General features: G+C 55.5%; 17 protein-coding genes. 8 read left to right on the forward strand and 9 right to left on the reverse strand.

The annotated features are described in order from the left end of the window. Positions 1–19 precede the first annotated feature (19 nt). On the forward strand, positions 20–1,885 hold the full coding sequence (locus QN378_RS09130) for a DUF4105 domain-containing protein (RefSeq protein ID WP_323546663.1): 1,866 nt from the start codon (positions 20–22) through the stop codon (positions 1,883–1,885). A 107-nt stretch (positions 1,886–1,992) separates the two neighbouring features. Then, the gene (locus tag QN378_RS09135; protein WP_323546662.1) at positions 1,993–2,490 is read left to right on the forward strand and encodes a GreA/GreB family elongation factor; all 498 of its coding nucleotides are present in this window, start codon (positions 1,993–1,995) and stop codon (positions 2,488–2,490) included. Between the two features lie 54 nt (positions 2,491–2,544). Here the strand turns inward: QN378_RS09135 and ettA are convergent, their stop codons facing one another. Continuing rightward, positions 2,545–4,209: an energy-dependent translational throttle protein EttA gene (gene ettA, locus QN378_RS09140; protein ID WP_322205453.1), complete on the reverse strand. Its 1,665-nt coding sequence runs from the start codon at positions 4,207–4,209 to the stop codon at positions 2,545–2,547. Positions 4,210–4,621: 412 nt separating this feature from the next. Here ettA and QN378_RS09145 point away from each other — a divergent pair, with 412 nt between their 5' ends. Next, positions 4,622–8,458 (forward strand): EAL and GGDEF domain-containing protein, encoded by a 3,837-nt coding sequence (locus tag QN378_RS09145; RefSeq protein WP_322206943.1) that lies wholly within the window; start codon positions 4,622–4,624, stop codon positions 8,456–8,458. Positions 8,459–8,617: 159 nt separating this feature from the next. Next, positions 8,618–9,871, forward strand: a complete 1,254-nt coding sequence (gene glyA / locus QN378_RS09150) for a serine hydroxymethyltransferase (protein WP_322205454.1) — start codon at positions 8,618–8,620, stop codon at positions 9,869–9,871. 232 nt (positions 9,872–10,103) lie between these two features. Here glyA and yjiA read toward each other — a convergent pair whose 3' ends face one another. The 3 genes from yjiA to QN378_RS09165 form a co-directional block, all read right to left on the reverse strand. Next, positions 10,104–11,081: a GTPase gene (gene yjiA / locus QN378_RS09155; RefSeq protein ID WP_322205455.1), complete on the reverse strand. Its 978-nt coding sequence runs from the start codon at positions 11,079–11,081 to the stop codon at positions 10,104–10,106. 74 nt (positions 11,082–11,155) lie between these two features. Then, entirely contained in the window at positions 11,156–11,353 is a 198-nt protein-coding gene (locus tag QN378_RS09160) for a YbdD/YjiX family protein (RefSeq protein ID WP_322205456.1), read from the reverse strand. Then, on the reverse strand, positions 11,346–13,451 hold the full coding sequence (locus tag QN378_RS09165; RefSeq protein WP_322205457.1) for a carbon starvation CstA family protein: 2,106 nt from the start codon (positions 13,449–13,451) through the stop codon (positions 11,346–11,348). The genes QN378_RS09160 and QN378_RS09165 overlap by 8 nt, the downstream gene beginning before the upstream one ends. Before the next feature lie 206 nt (positions 13,452–13,657). On the opposite strand from QN378_RS09165, the gene QN378_RS09170 reads away from it, so the two are divergent. After that, the gene (locus QN378_RS09170; protein WP_322205458.1) at positions 13,658–14,026 is read left to right on the forward strand and encodes a PilZ domain-containing protein; all 369 of its coding nucleotides are present in this window, start codon (positions 13,658–13,660) and stop codon (positions 14,024–14,026) included. Positions 14,027–14,102: 76 nt separating this feature from the next. Here QN378_RS09170 and radA read toward each other — a convergent pair whose 3' ends face one another. Continuing rightward, on the reverse strand, positions 14,103–15,470 hold the full coding sequence (radA, locus tag QN378_RS09175) for a DNA repair protein RadA (RefSeq protein WP_322205459.1): 1,368 nt from the start codon (positions 15,468–15,470) through the stop codon (positions 14,103–14,105). 193 nt (positions 15,471–15,663) lie between these two features. Here radA and mscL point away from each other — a divergent pair, with 193 nt between their 5' ends. Beyond that, positions 15,664–16,113: a large-conductance mechanosensitive channel protein MscL gene (gene mscL / locus QN378_RS09180; RefSeq protein ID WP_323546659.1), complete on the forward strand. Its 450-nt coding sequence runs from the start codon at positions 15,664–15,666 to the stop codon at positions 16,111–16,113. 61 nt (positions 16,114–16,174) lie between these two features. On the opposite strand, the gene QN378_RS09185 is transcribed toward mscL, so the two are convergent. Further along, a complete protein-coding gene (locus QN378_RS09185) occupies positions 16,175–16,951 on the reverse strand; it encodes a ferredoxin--NADP reductase (protein ID WP_322205461.1) in 777 nt (258 codons plus the stop codon). A 199-nt stretch (positions 16,952–17,150) separates the two neighbouring features. Here QN378_RS09185 and QN378_RS09190 point away from each other — a divergent pair, with 199 nt between their 5' ends. Both QN378_RS09190 and QN378_RS09195 read left to right on the forward strand, forming a co-directional pair. Further along, positions 17,151–17,546 (forward strand): helix-turn-helix transcriptional regulator, encoded by a 396-nt coding sequence (locus QN378_RS09190; RefSeq protein WP_323546657.1) that lies wholly within the window; start codon positions 17,151–17,153, stop codon positions 17,544–17,546. Positions 17,547–17,670: 124 nt separating this feature from the next. After that, complete coding sequence (locus QN378_RS09195) at positions 17,671–18,795, forward strand: methyltransferase (RefSeq protein ID WP_322205463.1); 1,125 nt, start codon at positions 17,671–17,673, stop codon at positions 18,793–18,795. 85 nt (positions 18,796–18,880) lie between these two features. On the opposite strand, the gene QN378_RS09200 is transcribed toward QN378_RS09195, so the two are convergent. From QN378_RS09200 to QN378_RS09210, 3 genes are read right to left on the reverse strand one after another with little or no spacing between them, the layout of a single operon-like run. After that, a complete protein-coding gene (locus QN378_RS09200; RefSeq protein ID WP_323546655.1) occupies positions 18,881–19,048 on the reverse strand; it encodes a DUF2474 domain-containing protein in 168 nt (55 codons plus the stop codon). 12 nt (positions 19,049–19,060) lie between these two features. Continuing rightward, the gene (gene cydB, locus QN378_RS09205) at positions 19,061–20,068 is read right to left on the reverse strand and encodes a cytochrome d ubiquinol oxidase subunit II (RefSeq protein ID WP_322205465.1); all 1,008 of its coding nucleotides are present in this window, start codon (positions 20,066–20,068) and stop codon (positions 19,061–19,063) included. Between the two features lie 3 nt (positions 20,069–20,071). After that, positions 20,072–21,514, reverse strand: coding sequence for a cytochrome ubiquinol oxidase subunit I (locus QN378_RS09210; RefSeq protein WP_322205466.1), 1,443 nt, complete (start codon positions 21,512–21,514; stop codon positions 20,072–20,074). Positions 21,515–21,534 lie beyond the last annotated feature (20 nt).

Genomic DNA, 21,534 nt, shown 5'->3' on the forward strand with positions numbered 1-21,534 from the left:
TCCGGACTAGTTGCCGTCTATGTTCAAACGCACTGTGTTGATGGCGCTCTTTGTCTGCGCCCCGCTGTATGCCGCTCCCCGTGTCGACAACAATCGCTTGCAGCAATTAGCGAACGCCCCTCTTTGGATTTCCTTGGGTCATTACGTCACCGCGAAACTGGGCGGGTGGCGCAGCTATGTAGACGATCCTAAATTCTTTCTTGCTGCCCAAGGTGCCCACGACCCCGTAGCCGAGTTAAGCGCGACCCTTGAAGCGATTTACAAACCCGTTGGCGACGATGCGGCTGCGCAAAACGCTCATGCGCAATGCGTTTACCCGGCGCGCACGCATTATCTTCGCGATCAATTGCACCTGACCGACTTACCCGCAGTGGACTGCAAAAATTTCAAGGAGTGGTACAACGACGTGGCCCCGGACAGCACCGTGTTAATTTTTCCGGCGGCGTACCTGAACAGTCCCTCCTCCATGTTCGGACATACGTTGCTGCGGATAGATCAGCCCGATGTACAGAAAGACCATACAGCCCTACTGAGTCATGCAATCAACTTCGGGGCCTACATCGAAGGGATGGACAACAGTATTCTTTACGCGTGGAAAGGCTTGATGGGTGGTTATCCCGGCTTGTTCGCGCTTGTGCCATATCAAGAAAAACTCTCTGAATACCGAAGCTTGGAAAACCGCGATTTATGGGAATACCGGCTCAACCTGACGCCTGAAGAAACTGGGCGAATGGTGGAGCATCTCTGGGAACTCAGGCAGATACGCTTCGGTTATTTTTTCTTCGACGAAAACTGCTCCTACCGCTTGCTGGAACTGCTCCAGGTCGCACGTCCGAGCCTTGAGCTGACCAAACTGTTCCCGCTAACCGCTATTCCGACTGACACCGTGCGTGCGGTAAAACAGGCCGGTCTGGTCGAAAAAATCGACTATCGCCCTTCCCGTGAGCGTGAGCTGCTTAACCGTGCAGCCCCACTGGATAGCGAGGACCAACAATGGGTGTTGAACATCAGTGCCGACCAGAAACAGCTGCACAATAGTGATTACCTGCTTGTGCCCAAAGAGCGCCGGGCGTTGATTCAGGACGCGGCCTACCGCCTTGAACGTTACCGCGCCAATGGACAGGAACGTGACACCGAACGCTCACAACGCAGTTTCGACCTGCTGCGGGCAATCAGCCAGAACCCGCCACCACCACTGGACATTGCCCGCCCTGGACTGCCGGAAGAAGGCCACGAATCCCGCACCTGGCAAGTGGGTGCGGGGAGCCGTGACGACAAAGCCTATGCCGAATATGGTCTGCGCATGGCGTACCACGACCTCAACGACAACGCGTATGGTTTTCCGCTGGGGGCGCAGATCGAGATTCTGCAACTCAAGTTGCGCCAATACGAAGGAAACCATTGGCACGTGCAACAGTTCGACGTCGCCACCATCCGCTCCCTTACGCCGCGCACCGAATTGCTCAAGCCCTGGTCTTGGCAAGTCACGGGGGGGCTCGAACGGGTACTGGGCAAGCATGATTCAGAAAGATTGGTCAGCCACGTCAATGGGGGCGCGGGCGGCACTTGGCAAATAGGCAACGACCTGCTCGGTTTTACGCTGGGAACAATACGGGTTGAACACAACACCGACTTTTCAGCGCTGGTGTCCCCGGCAGCCGGTTTTGACACTGGCCTGCTCTGGCGCAACCCACTGGGCACCCTGAGCCTCGAAGCCAAAAGTGATTACTTCACCAACGGCGAAGTGCGCCGCAACCTGAGCCTGAACCAGCAATGGGAGCTGTCACGCAACCTCGGCTTGCGCCTCACCGCCCAACGAGAATTCAGTCAACTGGCGTCACCGGTTAACGAAGTGATGCTGGAAGTGAAGTGGTATCACTATTGATTTTCTGAGACAACTTGTTGGCGAGGCGTCGGGCCTGACAACCGGCATCAAACCTTTCGCCAACAAGTTGGCTCATACAGAGGTCCAACAAAAAAGGAGAAATCGCCATGAGCCGCGCTTTCGTCAACGAAGATAACGCTGCCGCCCAAGCCAACCAACCGGTGGAGCGGCGGGTCAGTGAACAACCCAACTACGTGACCCGCCTTGGCCTAGAGCAGCTTCAGGCGCGAGTTGTCGAATTGCAGGCGCAATACAGTGAGCAATCTTCTCGGGGAGATCATGCCGACAAACAACGTCAAGCCGATATCGAACGCGACCTGCGTTACTTCAATCAACGCCTGCAAAGCGCTCAGGTCGTTGTTCCCGCCCACTCGACCGACAAGGTGCAGATTGGTAGTTGGGTAACGTTCGCGGATGAAAACAACACCGAACAGCGGGTGCAACTGGTTGGCGAAGACCAAGCTGACGCTGGCAGTGGGTTGATCAATTGGGGCTCGCCATTGGGCCGCGCACTAGTCGGCACAGCAGCAGGCGACGAGGTGCTGTGGAAACGCCCGGCCGGGGATCAGTTAATTGAGGTGGTGCGGATTGAGGCAGATATTTGAAGGGCAAAAGCTCGCCAACACGTAGGCGCCTACGTGTTGGCGAAGCAGTCTAAATCAGGCCAGCTTCTTGTGACGTACTCTGTGCGGCTGGGACGCTGAATCACCCAGGCGCTTTTTGCGGTCGGCTTCGTACTCTGAGTAGTTACCTTCAAAGAAGATCGCTTGCGAGTCATCTTCGTAAGCGAGAATATGAGTCGCAACACGGTCCAGGAACCACCGATCGTGAGAGATCACAATGGCAGCGCCTGGGAAATCGAGCAGTGCTTCTTCAAGCGAACGCAAGGTTTCCACGTCAAGGTCGTTAGACGGTTCATCGAGCAACAATACGTTGGCGCCCTCTTTCAGGGTCAATGCCAAGTGCAGACGACCGCGCTCTCCGCCGGACAAGTCTTTCACGAACTTCTGCTGATCGCCGCCCTTGAAGTTAAAGCGTCCTACGTAGGTACGTGACGGGATTTCATAGTTGCCGATGCGGATCTGATCGGAACCGTCAGAGACCATTTCCCACACGGTTTTCTTGCCGTCCAGATCGTCGCGGCTCTGATCCACGCACGCCAACTGCACGGTATCGCCAACCTCGATGGTGCCCGAGTCCGGGACTTCCTTGCCCATCAACATGCGAAACAAGGTTGATTTACCCGCGCCGTTGCCGCCGATCACGCCGACAATGGCGCCTTTGGGCATTGCAAAGGATAAGTTGTCGATCAACACTCGATCGCCGTAGCCCTTGCTGACGTTTTTGAACTCGATGACCTTGTCGCCCAGGCGTGGGCCAGCCGGGATATAAATCTCGTTGGTCTCGCTGCGCTTCTGGAATTCCTGAGACTGCATTTCTTCGAAGCGCTGCAGGCGCGCCTTGGATTTCGACTGACGAGCCTTGGCACCTTTGCGGACCCATTCCAGCTCGTCTTTCATAGCCTTTTCATGGGCGGACTGCTGCTTGGATTCCTGCGCCAAACGGTCCGACTTGGCTTCAAGCCAACCCGAATAATTGCCCTCGTAAGGAATGCCCGCGCCGCGGTCGAGCTCTAGAATCCAGCCAGCCACGTTGTCGAGGAAATACCGGTCGTGCGTGATCGCAACCACGGTGCCTGGGAAATCGTGCAGAAAGTGCTCCAACCACGCCACGGAGTCTGCGTCCAAGTGGTTGGTTGGTTCGTCGAGCAATAACATGTCCGGGGCAGACAGCAGCAAACGGCAAAGCGCCACGCGGCGCTTCTCACCCCCGGACAGGAACTCGATTTTCGCGTCCCAAGCCGGCAGGCGCAGCGCATCGGCAGCGACTTCTAACTGGCGCTCAAGGTTGTGACCATCGCTGGCCTGCAAAATGGCTTCAAGCTTGGCCTGTTCTGCCGCCAGCTTGTCGAAATCGGCATCAGGGTCGGCGTATTCGGCGTAAACCTCATCCAGACGCGACTGCGCGTTTTTGATCACGCTGACGGCCTCTTCGACCACTTCACGCACTGTTTTGGTCGGGTCCAGCTGAGGCTCTTGCGGCAAATAACCGATATTGAGCTCAGGCATTGGACGCGCTTCACCGTCGAACTCAGTGTCGACGCCGGCCATGATTTTCAACAGCGTGGACTTACCCGATCCGTTTAAACCCAGCACGCCAATTTTGGCGCCGGGGAAAAATGACAGGGAGATATTTTTTAGAATTTCCCGCTTCGGCGGCACAACTTTGCTCAGCCGATGCATGGTGAAAACGTATTGAGCCATGGAAAGAAAACCCGATGTGTGACGATGAATAGAGTGCGAGCTTAGCGCGAGCCTGGACAAAAGCGATTGAAGTTTATTTATCTAAGGCAGTTGCCGCCAGACACAATGCAGCCCTGAACGAAACAGATCCCCAAACGAGGCCGATTGCCGACCTGATTACTAGTGGATCTGGATCAGTATTTGCTAACAGCGGACTCGCTATTGTAGGAACTAGGCTATACACCACGTCAGGCAAAGTTACGCGAATGCGTACGACAGGGCAAACAACCCGGCCTAATGAGACTGGCACTTAGCCACGCTTCAGAGCATGCTATGCGCCCTTCGGGCGTGCAGCTTATAGTGCATTTCGCATTCGCTGCTTCAGGCCAGTCGTCAGGATTAACGTTTGTCCACACCAATAACCACTTCGTCAATGCGCCCTCCTCTCGGCGCGCCCACGGCACCCTTGCGCGGCTCACTCAAAGGTGCCCTTGCAGGCTTGTCGCTACTGATGCTCCTGTTGCTGTTTTGGCAATTGCTGGACCAATTTCAGCAAAATCAAGACCACCAGCGACAGCGCAGCCTGGACTACAGTGCTTTATTGGCTGACCGTTTGAGTTTGAACATGGCGCTCACTGCGCAAGTCGCGCTGAACATTCTGGATAACCAGCCACCTCAAACACCGCGCGCCAAACAACAAACGCAACTGCTCGACGATCTGCATTCGACCTTGCCCTCTATGCACAGCGCAGTGTGGCTAAGTGCCGCCGGAGAGGTAATAAAGGACAGCCGAACCAACGCGTCGTCAGATGATGCTATGTTTCTTGCACAACTGAGCCAGCGTATTAAAGAACAACCTTATTATTTTTCGTCCGCAGCCGACGGCTCTCAGGTTTATCTACTAGTACGCCAGCCGGGTGACATGGGCTATTGGGCGCTGCGCCTTTCACCGGATATTTTATCTACCCTGACCCAACAAGCGGCTCAAGACTTTCAGCCTAAGTGGCGGCTGGAAACAATCTCGACACACCAGGTCGTCTATCGCGACGAAGCGAGCATGGCCGCCGCGGCCAGCGGCCAGCCTGACGTCGACAACCAAATCGGTGTTCAGACCGTTTTGGTGTCGCCGCTGACCTATAGTGATTGGGCGTTACGCGGTCTATTCGACGCCGACAGCGCACGCAGAGCCTTGATCCTTCCCTTGATAATCAAATGCCTGATCGGATTGTTGTGCTCATTGATACCGTTATTTGCACTGGTCAGCTTGCGCCGCCGACAACGCCAGCTATACGAAAATCAACGCCGCTATCACGACATATTCGACGGTGCGGATGTCGCGCTGTGTGTGCTTAATTTATCCGGCCTTATGGTCCAGATTGAACAGTTGCAATTGAAAAGCGCTGACGACTTGGACCGTTTGTTAACCAACGACCCACAGCGACGCCTTGGGTTGCTGCAACAACTGCTGATCACTGAAGTCAATGAAGTGGCATTGGACCTGTTGAACGTGGAGTCCAGTTCACAGGTGTGGGGGCAACTGTTCAAAGATGAAACCGACAGCCTGCCGGGTATTGGCCTGCAATTGATTCGCGCAGTACTCAGCAAGCAGAGCAGGTTGGAATTGGAGATCTGCGTCACCCATCCCCAGGGGCACGATCAGCATCTATGGTTGACAATGCGTCTACCGGCGGAACCGGCCGACTATCTATCGGTAATCATCAGCATTAGCGACATAAGTAGCCGCAAACGTACCGAGTTGTCGCTGATCGAACGCGAGCGATTTTGGTCGGACGTCGTGCGCACGGTTCCAGATCATTTGTACGTGCAAGAGCGGCCGAGCCAGCGAATGATTTACAGCAACCATCATTTGGGGCAAACGCTGGGGTACAGCAAGGCCGATCTGCAACAAATGGGCGAGTATTTCTGGGAAATCCTGCTACATCCGGACGACGCAACGTATTACCACAACGTGCGCACCCAGCAGCGGCAAATCGGAAATGTTGAACTATTGCACTGCCAATTGCGCTTTCGTGACGTCAACAACCAATGGCGCCGCTTTGATGTACGTGAGCAAGCGCTCGCGTGGGACAAGGACAATAACGTAACGCGGATCATTGGCGTAGCCAAAGACATCACCGAGCAACTCGAAGCCAGTGAGTCCTTACGCGACAGCGAACAACGCTATCGTATGCTCGCCGAAAGCATCAGTGACGTGATTTTTTCCACGGACAGTGCTTTGAATCCCAACTATGTCAGCCCGTCAGTGCAGACAGTATTGGGTTACAGCGCCGAATGGATTCTCGGTAACGGCTGGCAGTCGATCATTGCTAATCCCAAGCAACTGACCGGCATATACTCGTTGCTTGAACAACTGGCCAAATCCCTTGGCAACCCTCAAGAACTCGAGGCCTTGCGCACAGACCTGCCAACTCAGCTATTTCTCTTTGATTGTCTGCGCGGCGATGGACGCAAGGTTCCCATCGAGCTGCGCTTGGTGCTGGTATGGGGTGAGCATGGTCTGTTCGAAGGTATTCTTGGGGTAGGCCGAGATATCAGCCAACAACGCCGTGCGGAAAAAGACCTGCGCATGGCGGCTACTGTATTTGAACACTCTACATCGGCCATCCTGATCACCGACCCTGCCGGCTATATCGTACAGGCCAATGACGCTTTTAGTCGGGTCAGCGGCTACGCCGTGGCGCAGGTGCTTGATCAATTGCCTACCATGCTGACCGTCGATAACCAGCAGGAGGCGCACCTGCGCTACATCCTCAAGCAACTGCATCAACGCGGCAGTTGGGAAGGTGAAGTTTGGCTCAAGCGCCGCAGTGGCGAGCATTATCCGGCATGGGTCGGTATCACCGCTGTGTTCGACGATGAAGGCGATCTGGCCAGCTATGTTTGCTTCTTCAGCGACATCAGCGAGCGCAAAGCCAGCGAGCAGCGCATTCATCGTCTGGCCTATTACGACGCGCTGACTCATCTGCCCAATCGAACGCTGTTTCAGGACCGCTTGCACACCGCCCTGCAACAGGCCGAGCGTCAGCAAGCGTGGGTTGTATTGATGTTTCTCGACCTTGACCGGTTTAAGCCAATCAATGACTCGTTGGGTCATGCTGCTGGCGACCGCATGCTTAAAGAGATGGCAACGCGCCTGCTGGCCTGCGTAGCGGACGATGATACCGTGGCTCGTATGGGCGGCGATGAATTCACTTTACTGTTGCAACAAGGCGCTACCCGGCAGATAGCTCTGAATCGAGCGATTCATGTCGCAGAGCAAATTCTTGGCAGCTTGGTGAGGCCCTTTGTACTGGAAGGCCGCGAGTTTTTCGTCACCGCCAGTATCGGGATCGCCCTCAGTCCACAGGACGGCAATGAATTGAGTCAGCTGATGAAAAACGCTGACACTGCGATGTACCACGCCAAAGAACGGGGCAAAAACAACTTCCAGTTCTACCAGGCGGACATGAACGCCAGTGCCCTTGAGCGTCTGGAACTTGAAAGCGACCTGCGACATGCCCTCGAACAGCAAGAGTTCACGCTTTATTACCAGCCTCAGTTCAGTGGCGACGGCAAGCACCTGACCGGTGCTGAAGCGCTGCTGCGTTGGCGCCACCCACGCCGTGGGCTGGTGTCGCCGAATGAATTCATTCCGGTGCTTGAAGAGTTGGGGTTGGTGGTGGAAGTGGGCGATTGGGTGCTGACCGAAGCCTGCCGTCAGCTCAAAGAATGGCATCAAGCTAACGTTCGGGTACCCAAGGTGTCGGTCAACATTTCCGCCCGGCAATTCGGCGACGGCCAGTTGGGCACCCGCATTGCGGCAATCCTCACCGACAGCGGCCTGTCGCCTGCTTGCCTGGAACTGGAGCTGACGGAAAGTATCCTCATGCGCGAAGTCAACGAGGCCATGATTATCCTTGATGGCCTGAAGCAACTGGGCCTGAGCATCGCGATCGATGACTTCGGCACCGGTTACTCATCGCTGAACTACCTCAAGCAGTTCCCCATCGACGTGCTGAAAATCGATCGTTCCTTCGTGGATGGTTTACCTTCGGGCCAGCAGGACGCGCAAATTGCCCGCGCAATCATTGCCATGGCCCACAGCCTGAACCTGGCGGTGATCGCCGAGGGTGTAGAAACCCACGAGCAGCTCGAGTTCTTGCGCGAGCATGGGTGTGACGAAGTTCAGGGCTACCTGTTCGGGCGCCCAATGCCACCAGCCCGCTTCGAAGCGCAATTCAGCAACGATGCGTTGTTTATGTTGGATTGAACCAGTTGCAAGCGGTATTCGTGAAGCTTGTGGCTTGTGGCTTGTGGCTCGAACTCCAAGCCCCGTTCATCTTCCACATGATTCCCTTTCATATGCCAGATAAAACCCTATGGGTTAGAATGCGGCCTCTTTTCTACTGCCCGATCCATGAGGACCGCCATGTTCAGCCGTGATTTGACTCTCGCCAAGTACGACTCCGATCTCTTCGCCGCAATGGAGCAAGAAGCTCAGCGCCAGGAAGAGCACATCGAGCTGATCGCCTCGGAAAATTACACCAGCCCTGCGGTGATGGAAGCCCAAGGTTCAGTACTGACCAACAAGTACGCCGAAGGCTATCCAGGCAAGCGCTACTATGGCGGTTGTGAGTTCGTCGATGTGGTTGAACAACTCGCTATCGACCGCGCCAAAGAGCTGTTCGGCGCCGATTACGCCAACGTTCAGCCCCACGCAGGATCACAGGCAAACAGCGCGGTTTACTTGGCATTATTGCAAGCCGGCGACACCATCTTGGGCATGAGCCTGGCCCATGGCGGTCACCTGACCCACGGCGCCAGCGTCAGCTCGTCGGGCAAGCTGTATAACGCGGTTCAGTACGGCATCGACGGCAATGGCCTGATTGATTACGACGAAGTCGAGCGCCTGGCCGTTGAGCACAAGCCAAAAATGATCGTAGCGGGCTTCTCTGCTTACTCGCAGATTCTGGATTTCCCACGCTTCCGAGAAATTGCCGACAAAGTGGGCGCGTACCTGTTCGTCGACATGGCTCACGTAGCCGGTCTGGTGGCCGCGGGCGTTTACCCGAATCCGGTTCCTTACGCTGATGTGGTGACTACCACTACCCACAAGACCCTGCGCGGTCCACGTGGCGGCCTGATTCTGGCTAAAGCCAACGCCGACATCGAGAAAAAGCTGAACTCAGCCGTATTCCCAGGTGCCCAGGGCGGTCCACTGGAACACGTGATCGCGGCCAAAGCAGTCTGCTTCAAAGAAGCCCTGCAGCCTGAGTTCAAGACTTACCAACAACAAGTGGTGAAGAACGCCAAGGCCATGGCTGGCGTGTTTATTGAGCGCGGCTTCGACGTGGTGTCCGGTGGTACCGAAAACCACTTGTTCCTGCTGTCCCTGATCAAGCAGGACATCTCCGGCAAAGACGCCGACGCCGCATTGGGTCGCGCCTTCATCACCGTCAACAAGAACTCGGTGCCGAATGACCCACGCTCCCCGTTCGTCACCTCCGGCCTGCGCTTCGGCACTCCAGCGGTGACCACTCGTGGCTTCAAGCAAGCAGAGTGCATCGAACTGGCTGGATGGATCTGCGACATCCTGGCAGACCTGAACAATGAAGCTGTGATTGAAGCAGTACGCGAAAAAGTGAAAACCATCTGCGCGAAGCTGCCGGTGTACGGCGCTTAATACACCCGTTACTCGCTGCATGAAAAAGCCCGGTTCCTAAGCCCGGCTTTTTTATGCTTGGTGTCCCAGCAACCTCCCAGCGAGAGATTCCGCGCTGTCGCGCAGAAATATCGGCCAACTGTTGGAGCTGCCGAAGGCTGCGAAGAAGTCAGCAATGGTGTTGCTGACGTAAAACACCCTAAAGCAGATGGGCATTCAACTTTGGGGGGTCGGATCATAAGCATCAATCCTCTTAACTCCCGAGCTTGGCAAACCCGTCCCGAATCTTCGCTTCCGGCAAGTCATCAGCAATAAACACGATGACGCTTTCGCGCTTTTCGTCTTGCGCCCATTCAGTGTCCCAATCAAAGCCGTACAACTTCAGTACGCCTTGGAACACCATGCGCCGGGGTTCGTTGGCGATATTGAGTACGCCTTTGTAGCGCAGCAATTGATTGCCGTGTTCTTCCAGCAACGCGTTCATGAACTCGCTGAGTTTCTCGATATCCAGTGGGGCGTCGCTGCGCAGGACGAGGCTGGTGATGCGATCTATTGAGTTGCCCGCTGGTATCACCGGGCGCAGGTTAATACCGCCGCCAAGGTCAGCGTTGAGGTTGAAACCGCGCACGTCCAGCAATTCGGCGAGGTCGATGTTGCCGTGTTCGACGATACGAATCGGTGCGCGACGGTTGATGCGAGTCAAGCGCTGGGTCAAGGCGTCGAATGCCGCATCGTCCACCAAATCACGCTTGCTCACCAACAACCGATCCGCAAACCCGATTTGCGCCTGGGCGATGGTCTGAGTCAGGTGCTGCTCGGCATGGGCTGCGTCCACCAAGGTGATAATGCCGTCAAGGATGTAACGCTCGCGCAATTCTTCGTCAATGAAGAAGGTTTGCGCCACAGGCGCCGGATCGGCGAGGCCAGTGCATTCGATGACCAAGCGGTCGAAGGCAATTTCGCCGTTGTCGAGCCGCTCAAGCAGCAGGAACAGCGCTTTGGTCAAATCGGTGTGAATGGTGCAGCACACGCAGCCGTTGGACAGGGTCATGACTTGTACGGGCTCGGTGCCGAGCAATTGGGTGTCGATCCCGGCATCGCTGAATTCATTTTCGATGACTGCGATTTTCAGACCGTGTTCAGCCTTGAGCAGATGACGCAGCAATGTCGTCTTGCCCGCTCCGAGAAAGCCACTCAGAACGGTTACCGGAATAGGGGTTGTAACGGTCATCGGTACTCCTACACATAAAAACGCGCCACGACTGGCGTGGCGCGCTAAATCAAACCCTACTGCGAATCAAGGCCTCAACAGCACTTGGGTCCGCCCTTCCCGCCGTAACGGGCTTCCTGACGCTCCCGAAAGAACGCCTCGTAGGTCATCATCGGTTTGTCTGGGTGCGTCAGTTGCATGTGCGCGACGTAGTTGTCGTAGTCGGGCATGCCTACCATCAGGCGTGCGGCCTGACCGAGGTATTTTCCCAGTCGGCTCAAGTCATTAAACATGGGTTGCACCTCCAATAAATCCCGCTTTGCCGGTGTTCAATGGCATGGCCTGGAAAGGCGCTTCTTTATCGGTGCGTTCTTTACTGCCCCATGCCGCTACGCCGACCTTGATCGCGTAGAACAGGATGGCGAACACCACGAACAGAAACAGCGCGGTCAACGTGGCATTGGTATATGCGTTGAAGATCACGTGCTGCATCTGGTCGATGCTTGTAGCCGGAGCCAGTACCTGACCTGCGTCCAATGCCGTTTTGTATTTGCTCGCCAACGCGAGGAAACCCAGGGCTGGGCTTGGGTCGAACAGCTTTATGTAGCCTGCGGTTGTGGTGCAGATTAGCAACCAAACCGCTGGCAGCAGTGGCACCCAAATGTAGCGCTGGCGTTTCATTTTGATCAGGACCACGGTGGCGAGCATCAGCGCGATGCCGGCCAGCATCTGGTTCGAGATACCAAACAACGGCCACAGGGTATTGATCCCGCCCAATGGATCAATCACGCCTTGGTACAACAGATAGCCCCACATCGCGACGCAACCGCCGGTGGCGATCAGGTTGGCTGGCCAGGAATCGGTGCGTTTAAGCGCCGGAACAAAGGTGCCGAGCAAATCCTGAAGCATGAAACGACCCGCTCGGGTGCCAGCATCGACTGCCGTCAAAATGAACAGCGCTTCAAACAGAATCGCGAAGTGGTACCAGAACGCCATGGTGTCTTTGCCTGGCAGCACTTGGTGCAGGATCTGTGCAATACCCACCGCCAGGGTCGGCGCACCGCCCGCTCGGGACAGGACGGTGGTTTCACCGATGTCTTTCGCCACGGCTATCAACGCGTCCGGGGTAATCGCAAAGCCCCAACTGCTGACGGTGTGCGCAACAGTTACTACGTCACCGCCGACAATCGCTGCCGGGCTGTTCATGGCGAAGTACACACCAGGGTCGATGACCGAAGCGGCGACCATGGCCATGATGGCGACGAACGACTCCATGAGCATGGCGCCGTAACCGATGTAACGGGAATTGGCTTCACTATCGAGCAGCTTCGGCGTAGTCCCTGACGCGATCAGCGCGTGGAAACCCGACACCGCACCGCAAGCAATGGTGATAAACAGGAACGGGAACAAGGCACCTTTCCACACCGGACCGGTGCCGTCAGTGAACTGAGTCAATGCCGGCATTTTCAGCTCGGGCGAAATAATCAGAATGCCCACTGCCAACGCGAGAATGGTGCCGATTTTCAGGAACGTCGACAGGTAATCCCGTGGCGCCAGCAATAGCCAGACCGGCAATACTGCGGCGACGAAGCCATAACCCACCAGCATCCAAGTGATCTGCACACCAGTAAAGCTAAACGCTTTGGCCCAGATTGGATCTGCAGCCACTTGACCACCCATCCAGATTGACGCCAGCAGCAGAACCACACCGATCACCGAGATCTCACCAATTCGGCCTGGGCGGATGTAGCGCATATAAATGCCCATAAACATCGCAATCGGAATCGTTGCCAGTACAGTGAACATGCCCCAAGGACTGCCCGCCAAAGCTTTCACCACGATCAGCGCAAGCACCGCGAGAATGATGATCATGATCAGAAAGCAACCAAACAGCGCGATGGACCCTGGGATAGGGCCCATCTCTTCGCGCACCATCTCGCCCAAAGATCGACCGTTGCGGCGGGTGGACAGAAACAGAATCATGAAGTCCTGCACAGCACCGGCCAGTACGACACCGGCAATTAGCCAAAGCGTACCGGGCAAATAACCCATTTGCGCGGCCAGCACTGGGCCGACCAAGGGGCCAGCGCCTGCGATGGCAGCAAAGTGGTGACCAAACAGGATGTGCTTGTTGGTCGGCACATAGTCCAGACCATCGTTATTGAGGACTGCCGGAGTGGCGCGACTGGGGTCCAGTTGCATCACCTTAGTGGCGATGAACAAGCTGTAGTAACGGTAAGCGACCAGATAAATCGCGATAGACGCGACCACAATCCACAACGCACTTATGGGCTCGCCACGGCGCAAGGCCACAACTCCCAGAGCACATGCACCGATGACCGCTAGGATTAGCCAGGGCACATGACGCAGCAGGCTATTATTGGTTTTCATTTTTTTTATTTTCCAGCTGAGTGGACTAGAAGAAGAGCCCTCGGAGTTTAGCCCCACCAGCGCGAAAGGCCATCCCCCACAATCGTCTTGAGCGGTAAATCGCCGACGAAACGCGAACTAAACGCCTTAACGAACCGCCTAAAAAATGTTCCACACGTGCAGCGCAGCTTATGACGCTATAGTCCAGCCCACTAGAGGATGAAATCATGACCAAATCCCACGAAGACCGTCGACGCTTTAAACGCTTCGCTTTCGATGCCAAAACTGAACTCAGTCAAGGCCATAATCGCTGGTCTGTACAACTTGCCGACCTGTCCCTTAAAGGCTTACTCATCCAGCGCCCGACACCTTGGCTCGGAGACCCGCAGCGCCCTTTCAACGTCACGATTCACTTGGGCGAAGACGTGGATGTTCACATGGACATAGAGCTAAGCCATGAAGCGAACGAACAGCTGGGATTTGTTTGCCTGCATATTGGACTGGAATCGATCAGCCATTTGCGCAGACTGATCGAGTTGAATCTTGGCGACCCCCTGGAGCTAGACCGTGAGTTGGCCGCCTTAGTTGACGTTTAGGTAGCCTATCCACCTCAGAAGCACCAGCAGGGTCTGAAAAAGACATCATCGAAGACGAGCACTTAAAGCGTTTTAATCACTCGAACAACGCATCCAGCGCCTGCTCAAGTCGAGTGACCGCAATCACTTGCAGCCCTGGCGGTGCTTCTTTGGGGGCATTGCCTTTGGGTACAATGGCCCGTTTAAAGCCATGTTTGGCCGCCTCTTTCAGGCGTTCCTGACCGCTCGGCACCGGTCGCACTTCGCCAGACAAGCCGATTTCACCGAACACCAGCAAATCGTGGGGCAGCGGTCGGTTGCGCAGACTGGAGATCACGGCCGCCATCAGCGCCAAATCCGAAGCCGTCTCCAACACTTTCACGCCGCCCACCACGTTCAGAAATACATCCTGATCATGGGTAGGAATACCGCCATGACGATGCAGGACCGCAAGCAACATGGCCAAACGATTTTGATCCAGGCCAAGGGTGACCCGACGAGGATTGGCCAAATGGCTATCATCCACCAACGCTTGAACTTCCACCAACATCGGCCGGGTGCCTTCCCACGTCGCCATCACCACACTGCCGGGCACTTCTTCTTGCGCTCGGGTAAGGAAGATTGCCGAGGGGTTGGAGACTTCTTTGAGGCCCTTATCGGTCATGCCGAACACGCCCAATTCGTTGACTGCGCCAAAACGGTTCTTCACCGCCCGCAGTAGGCGTAGACGGCCGTCCGACTCGCCCTCGAAATACAACACCGTGTCGACCATGTGCTCAAGAACCCGTGGCCCCGCCAGTGCGCCTTCCTTGGTCACGTGCCCGACCAGAAAAATCGCCGTGCCGCTTTGTTTGGCGTAGCGCACCAGCAAGGCCGCGCTTTCACGCACTTGCGACACACCGCCGGGCGCAGATTGGAGTTGTTCGGTGTAAATGGTCTGGATCGAGTCGATGACCATGACCTTAGGCTGTTCGATGCGCGCCGTGGCAATGATGGTTTCGATACAGGTTTCGGTCATGACGCGAAGCTTGTCTTGCGCCAGCCCCAATCGACGGGCGCGCATAGCAACTTGTTGCTGCGACTCTTCACCCGTCACGTACAGCGCAGGCATCTGCTCGGCCAAGGCGCAAAGGGTTTGCAACAGAATAGTGGATTTGCCAATGCCCGGATCGCCTCCGATCAGTACTACTGAACCGTCCACCAAACCACCCCCGAGCACGCGGTCCAGTTCAGCGGAGTTAGTCGTGAATCGCGGCATTTCCTCGACGCTGACTTCAGCCAAGGTTCTGATCTGTGCTTTTTGCCCCGTCCAGCCGGTGCGGCCGCTAGGTGGCGTGGCAGCACCGTTTTCAAGCATTGTCTCGACCAAGGTGTTCCAGGCACCGCATTCGCCGCACTGGCCAGCCCATTTCGGAAAAGTCGCACCGCACTCAGTGCAGCCGAACATGCGCTTAGCCTTGGCCATAAACACCCCAGTCATAAAAAGGGAACAATCATAACGCAGGTTTGCGAATCTGCGGATCACCGGCCAGCCCAGACAACGATACCGCGCGGATAAAACTTACCGGTAAAACCCCTGTCGATTGCTACGTCGCAAAGCACGATACGCAGAGCTGACTTACACTTTCAAATCACTCATCTGTAAAAGGAACAAGCTCATGAGCGTACTTAGCGAATTCAAGGCCTTCGCCGTTAAAGGCAATGTGGTCGACATGGCCGTCGGGATCATTATTGGCGCAGCCTTCGGCAAAATCGTTTCGTCGTTCGTCGGCGATGTTGTCATGCCACCCCTTGGGCTGCTGATTGGCGGGGTGGATTTCAGTGATTTGGCGGTAACGTTGCGTCCTGCCGAGGGAACACTCCCGGCTGTGGTTCTGGCGTACGGAAAGTTCATCCAGTCGGTTATCGACTTCTTGATTGTAGCGTTCGCGATCTTTATGGGAGTCAAAGCTATCAACCGCCTTAAGCGCGAAGAGGCTGTCACTCCGACGCTGCCAGCTGCTCCGAGTACTGAAGAAGTGCTGCTGGGTGAAATTCGCGACTTGCTGAAGGTACAAAACGGGCGGCCCCTGGAAAGCGTTCTTGTCGACCCGGCGCGTCTGGGTTGACTGACACCAAACGGCAAGCGCGCTTTTCTAAAGGGCGCCTGCTTTCACCGCACCTTGCGGTTTACCAATAGGTCTCGACGGCCACTTGCCCCGGTCGTCGGCTCAGGCTGAGCTGCATGTCACGCTGTTTAAGCAGGGTACGCGTGTCTTCGATCATCTGCGGGTTACCGCACAACATAACGCGCGAGTGCTCTGGGGTCAGCGCCACGCCAGCGGCTTGCTCCAGCTGACCCTCTTCAATCAGTCGCGTGATGCGCCCGGTTAAAGCCCCCGGATGCAGCTCGCGAGTCACTGTCGGCAAAAACAGCAATTTCCCGGCATATTCAGCGAGATAGTCTCGCTGATTCAGCCCGGCGATCAGTTGTTGGTACGCCAATTCGCACGCTTGGCGCACGCTATACACCAAAACGATGCGCTCGAATTTCTCCCACACTTCAAAGTCTTGAAGAATAGAAAGAAACGGAGCAACACCTGTGCCGGTGGACAACATCCACAGATCACGCCCATCGGCAAACCGGTCAAGGGTCAGGTATCCGAACGCTTGGCGATCAATCAGTAGCGTATCGCCTTCGCGCAAATGGCTGAGCTCGCTGGTGAACTCCCCGTCCGGAACGACGATAGAGAAGAACTCCAGAAACTCATCATGGGGCGAAGACGCCATGGAATAGGCCCGCCACACCACGCTGCCGTCAGCCTTGGTAACCCCTAAGCGCGCAAATTGGCCTGCACGAAATCGAAAGCCTGGATCGCGAGTAGTGCGCAACGTGAACAGGCTCGGGGTCAGCGGTGTGACGTTGAGCAGCGTCTGACGGGTGAATTTTTCTGCGCTGGCATTCATGTGCGCTTCTGGCTCCTGTGGCTGGAAGTAGTTTCCTCAGTGTCCCGCAAAGTCCGGCTGATAAACACCGCCGGTTTGTAGTGGCTTTTAAAAGGAAAGGACTCAACCTCTATAGGCAAATCTTCTAACTGGCATCTCTATTTTTAACGTTTTGTTTCTACACTTAGAAATGCCTACAACGAGTATGGATGCTCAAAAAATGGAAACCTGGAATGCAGACGAAGTAAAAGGATTGATCTGCGCCGTTGATGAAACAGTCCGCGAATATGTCCCGATACGCAGACACGACGCTATTCCATCGGTAAATCAGTGGGGAAAAGCTGAACAAATCGTGTGGCTGAGCAACTTGCTCTACGCCATCATGAACCAGCGTAATTTAACCTCGAACCCCAACCTTATTCACCCGATGCTATCGCCCAGGGAGACTGATGTGCTCAGATGGTCTGCTGCCGGTAAGACAGCTGCGAACATAGGCGTCATTCTCAATTTGAAAGAGCGCACAGTGCGCTTTCATATCGCTAATGCGATAAAAAAAATGGGCACCACCAACAAAACCGCGGCCGTTGCGCAAGCGTTGAAGTACGGCATTCTCTAGGCATTTCAGGGCATAGCGGAAAACCAGAGGCCATTGAGCGAAAAATCCGTAAAATCGACCACTTCTGCGGGTACCTCTACATCTAGGACCCGTGCAATAACGTCGAACCAGAGTTTTTCTTCTCATGCCCCTGCTTAACAGCCGCTTTGCCCAGCTCGACCTCATTCGCCAGCCTGACCAGCCGAATGAGCCCTTGCAGGCATTCGATGCCGCTGATGAATACCTGCTCAGCTATGTCGCGGAAAAAGGGCTGACAGCAGACAGCCGCGTACTGGTGCTCAACGACAGTTTTGGCGCGCTAGCCACCAGCTTGGCCACTCATGCGGCGGTGGTCAGCAGCAGCGATTCATACTTAGCACTGCAAGGTTTAGAAAAGAACCTGATACGCAATGGTCATGCCTTTGACGCCGTGCCCACAATCCCGGCGAACGAATCATTTACCGGATCGTTCGACTGGGTGCTGATCCGAGTGCCGAAGACTTTGGCTTTGCTCGAAGAACAGCTTATTCGCTTGCAAGGCCATTTGGCGCCGGGTGCCCAGGTGGTGGCTGCGGGGATGGTGAAGCATCTACCCCATGCAGCGGGTGAATTGCTTGAGCAATACGTCGGACCGGTAAACGCCTCACTGGCGGTAAAAAAAGCGCGTTTATTGTTCGCCACGCCCGCCCTCAAGGGCGTACAGCCGTCGCCCTACCCCACCCGCTACACGCTTGATGAGCCGGTCATCGAACTGCTTAACCACGCCAACGTGTTCTGCCGCGAAGGCCTGGACATTGGCACTCGCGCGTTTCTGCCTCATCTGCCGACCAACCTTGGCTACGCACGCGTTGCCGATTTAGGCTGCGGCAACGGAGTGCTGGCGATTGCCAACGCACTGAGCAACCCGCAGGCGCATTACACATTGGTTGATGAATCATTCATGGCCGTGCAATCCGCGCATGAAAACTGGCAGGTAGCCTTGGGTGAGCGAGAGGTCATCGTGCGAGCGGCTGACGGGCTGGCCGGCCAAGAGGGGGGTTCGTTGGACGTGGTGCTGTGCAACCCGCCGTTCCACCAACAACAAGTCGTCGGCGACTTTCTGGCATGGCGCATGTTCCAACAAGCCCGTGACGCGCTAGTGGTTGGCGGCGCACTGTATATCGTCGGCAATCGACACTTGGGCTATCACAGTAAATTGGCGAAGTTGTTTCGAGGTGTCGAACAGGTCGCGACTACGCCAAAGTTCGTGGTGCTTAAAGCGCGCAAGTGAATAGTTCTATGAGGCCAAATTGAATTTCCAGTGTGAGCGAATTTATTCGCTCACACTGGAACCTATCTATGTGTCGTCCCCAACCTTAATGGCTGGTCAGCCCCGCCGCGTTCATGAACAAACGCATGCCATAGGCGACGATACCCAGCGCCGTGACGCTGCCGATATAAATCACAATCAACCACCCGACCCGCTGCCACATCGGCTTCTTCAGGGCCGGGTCTAGCCCGTGAACAGACTCTTTACTGGCCATCAGCGCTTCCCCCTAGTGATAACCGTCTTCGTGAGTAACCTTGCCGCGAAACACGTAGTAGCTCCAGAACGTGTAGCCCAGGATGAAAGGAATGATAAATAGCGTGCCTACCAACATAAAGCCCTGGCTCTGCGGCGGCGCGGCGGCGTCCCAGATAGTGATCGAAGGCGGCACGATATGCGGCCACAGGCTAATCCCCAACCCGCTGTAACCCAGAAAGATCAACACCAACGTTAGCAGGAACGGCGTGTAATGCGCGTTGCGGGCCACCGCTTTAAACAAGCCGAACATCGTGACCAGCACCAGGACTGGCACCGGCAAGAACCAGAAAAGGTTCGGCAGACTAAACCAACGGTGGGCAATATCGGCATGGGCCAGCGGCGTCCAAATGCTGACTACCCCGGTCACGGCCAACACCACCAACGCCAAAGGTCGCGCCAGATCATGCATCTGCTTTTGCAGCTTGCCTTCGGTCTTCATGATCAACCACGTGCAGCCAAGCAACGCATACGCAACGATCAGCGCCAAGCCACAAAACAGCGTAAACGGCGTGAACCAATCCAATGAGCCACCGGAGAACTGCCGATTGACCACCGGGATGCCGTCAATAAAGGCCCCCAGCGCAACCCCTTGGAAGAACGTGGCCGTCAGCGACCCGCCGATAAACGCCATGTCCCACAGATGACGTTTTTCAGCCTTGGCCTTAAAACGAAACTCGAAGGCGACGCCGCGAAAAATTAAACCGATCAGCATCAAAATCAGCGGCAAATAAAGAGCCGACAATACGACTGCATAGGCCAGCGGGAAAGCGCCGAAGAGCGCCGCGCCACCCAATACCAGCCAAGTTTCATTACCGTCCCAAACCGGCGCGACGGTGTTCATCATGACGTCACGCTCGGAATCGTCCTTGATGAAAGGGAAAAGAATCCCGATCCCTAAGTCGAAGCCGTCCATAACCACGTACATCATGATGCCGAAGATAATGATTACGGCCCAGATCAGCGGAAGATCAATACCCATGACTCAGTTCCCCTTGCTCAGGCTGTCGGGTGCGTCGCCGTCTTCGGAGCCTTCAAGGGCAGCGGAGAGTGGGCGCGAAGGCGTGCGTTTCTGGCCAGGACCGCCGTGTTTCAGTTCCTTGCCTTCGTTGTTGATCGGACCTTTGCGCACCAGACGCATCATGTAACCCAAACCCACACCGAATAGCGTGAAATAGACCACCACGAATAGACCCAGCGTCAGGCTCATCTGCCCGAAGCTATGCCCAGAAGACGCATCTGCGGTACGCAGCAAGCCGTAAACGACCCAAGGCTGACGCCCGATTTCAGTGGTAAACCAACCGGCCAACATTGCAATCAGCCCTGATGGCCCCATCCACAATGCCATGTACAAGAACGCCCGGGACTGGTAGAGCTTGCCCCGCATCCGCAGCCAGAGACTCCAGAGACCCGTGAAAATCATCAGGAAACCCAAACCCACCATGACCCTGAACGACCAGAAAACAATAGTCGAATTAGGCCGATCTTCAGGTTTGAAACTCTTCAAAGCGGGCACTTGCTCGGTCAACGTGTGGGTCAGAATCAAGCTGCCCAAATAGGGAATTTCTACAGCGTATTTGGTTTTCTCGGCTTTCATGTCCGGCAGACCGAACAGGATCAACGGGGTCGGTTTGTCGCCGTCGTTTTCCCAGTGACCTTCGATTGCGGCAATTTTGGCGGGTTGATACTTCAATGTATTAAGGCCGTGGAAGTCTCCGATTACCGCCTGTATCGGCGCAACCAATAGCGCCATCCACATGGCCATTGAGAGCATTGTGCGGATTTGCGGCGTATCACGACCACGCAGCAAGTGCCAAGCGGCTGAGGAACCGACAAAAAAAGCGGTGGCGACAAATGCTGCAGTAGCCATGTGCGCTAGGCGGTAAGGAAAGGAGGGGTTGAAAATTACGGCCAGCCAATCCACCGGAATAACTCGGCCGTCGACTATTTCAAAACCTTGGGGTGTTTGCATCCAGCTGTTGGAAGCCAAAATCCAGAATGTCGAAATCAGGGTGCCGACAGCGACCATAACGGTGGAAAAAAAGTGTAACTTACGGCCGACCTTGTTCCACCCGAATAACATTACCCCAAGGAAACCGGCTTCCAAGAAGAACGCAGTCAACACCTCATAGGTCAGCAGCGGACCAGTGACGGCACCGGCGAAGTCGGAGAACCGGCTCCAGTTGGTACCGAACTGATAGGCCATCACAAGCCCGGAGACCACACCCATACCAAAGTTGACCGCAAAAACCTTCGACCAGAAGTGGTACAGATCCCGGTATACATCGTTTTTGGTTTTCAGCCACAGGCCTTCGAGTACCGCCAGATAACTTGCCAGACCGATGGTGATGGCAGGAAACAGGATGTGAAACGAAATGGTGAATGCGAACTGAATTCGGGCGAGATCAATTGCCTCCAAACCGAACATAGGTCTTCCTCTAATCAGGT

The sequence above is a fragment of the Pseudomonas sp. 10S5 genome (assembly GCF_035019745.1).
Taxonomy (GTDB): Bacteria; Pseudomonadota; Gammaproteobacteria; order Pseudomonadales; family Pseudomonadaceae; genus Aquipseudomonas.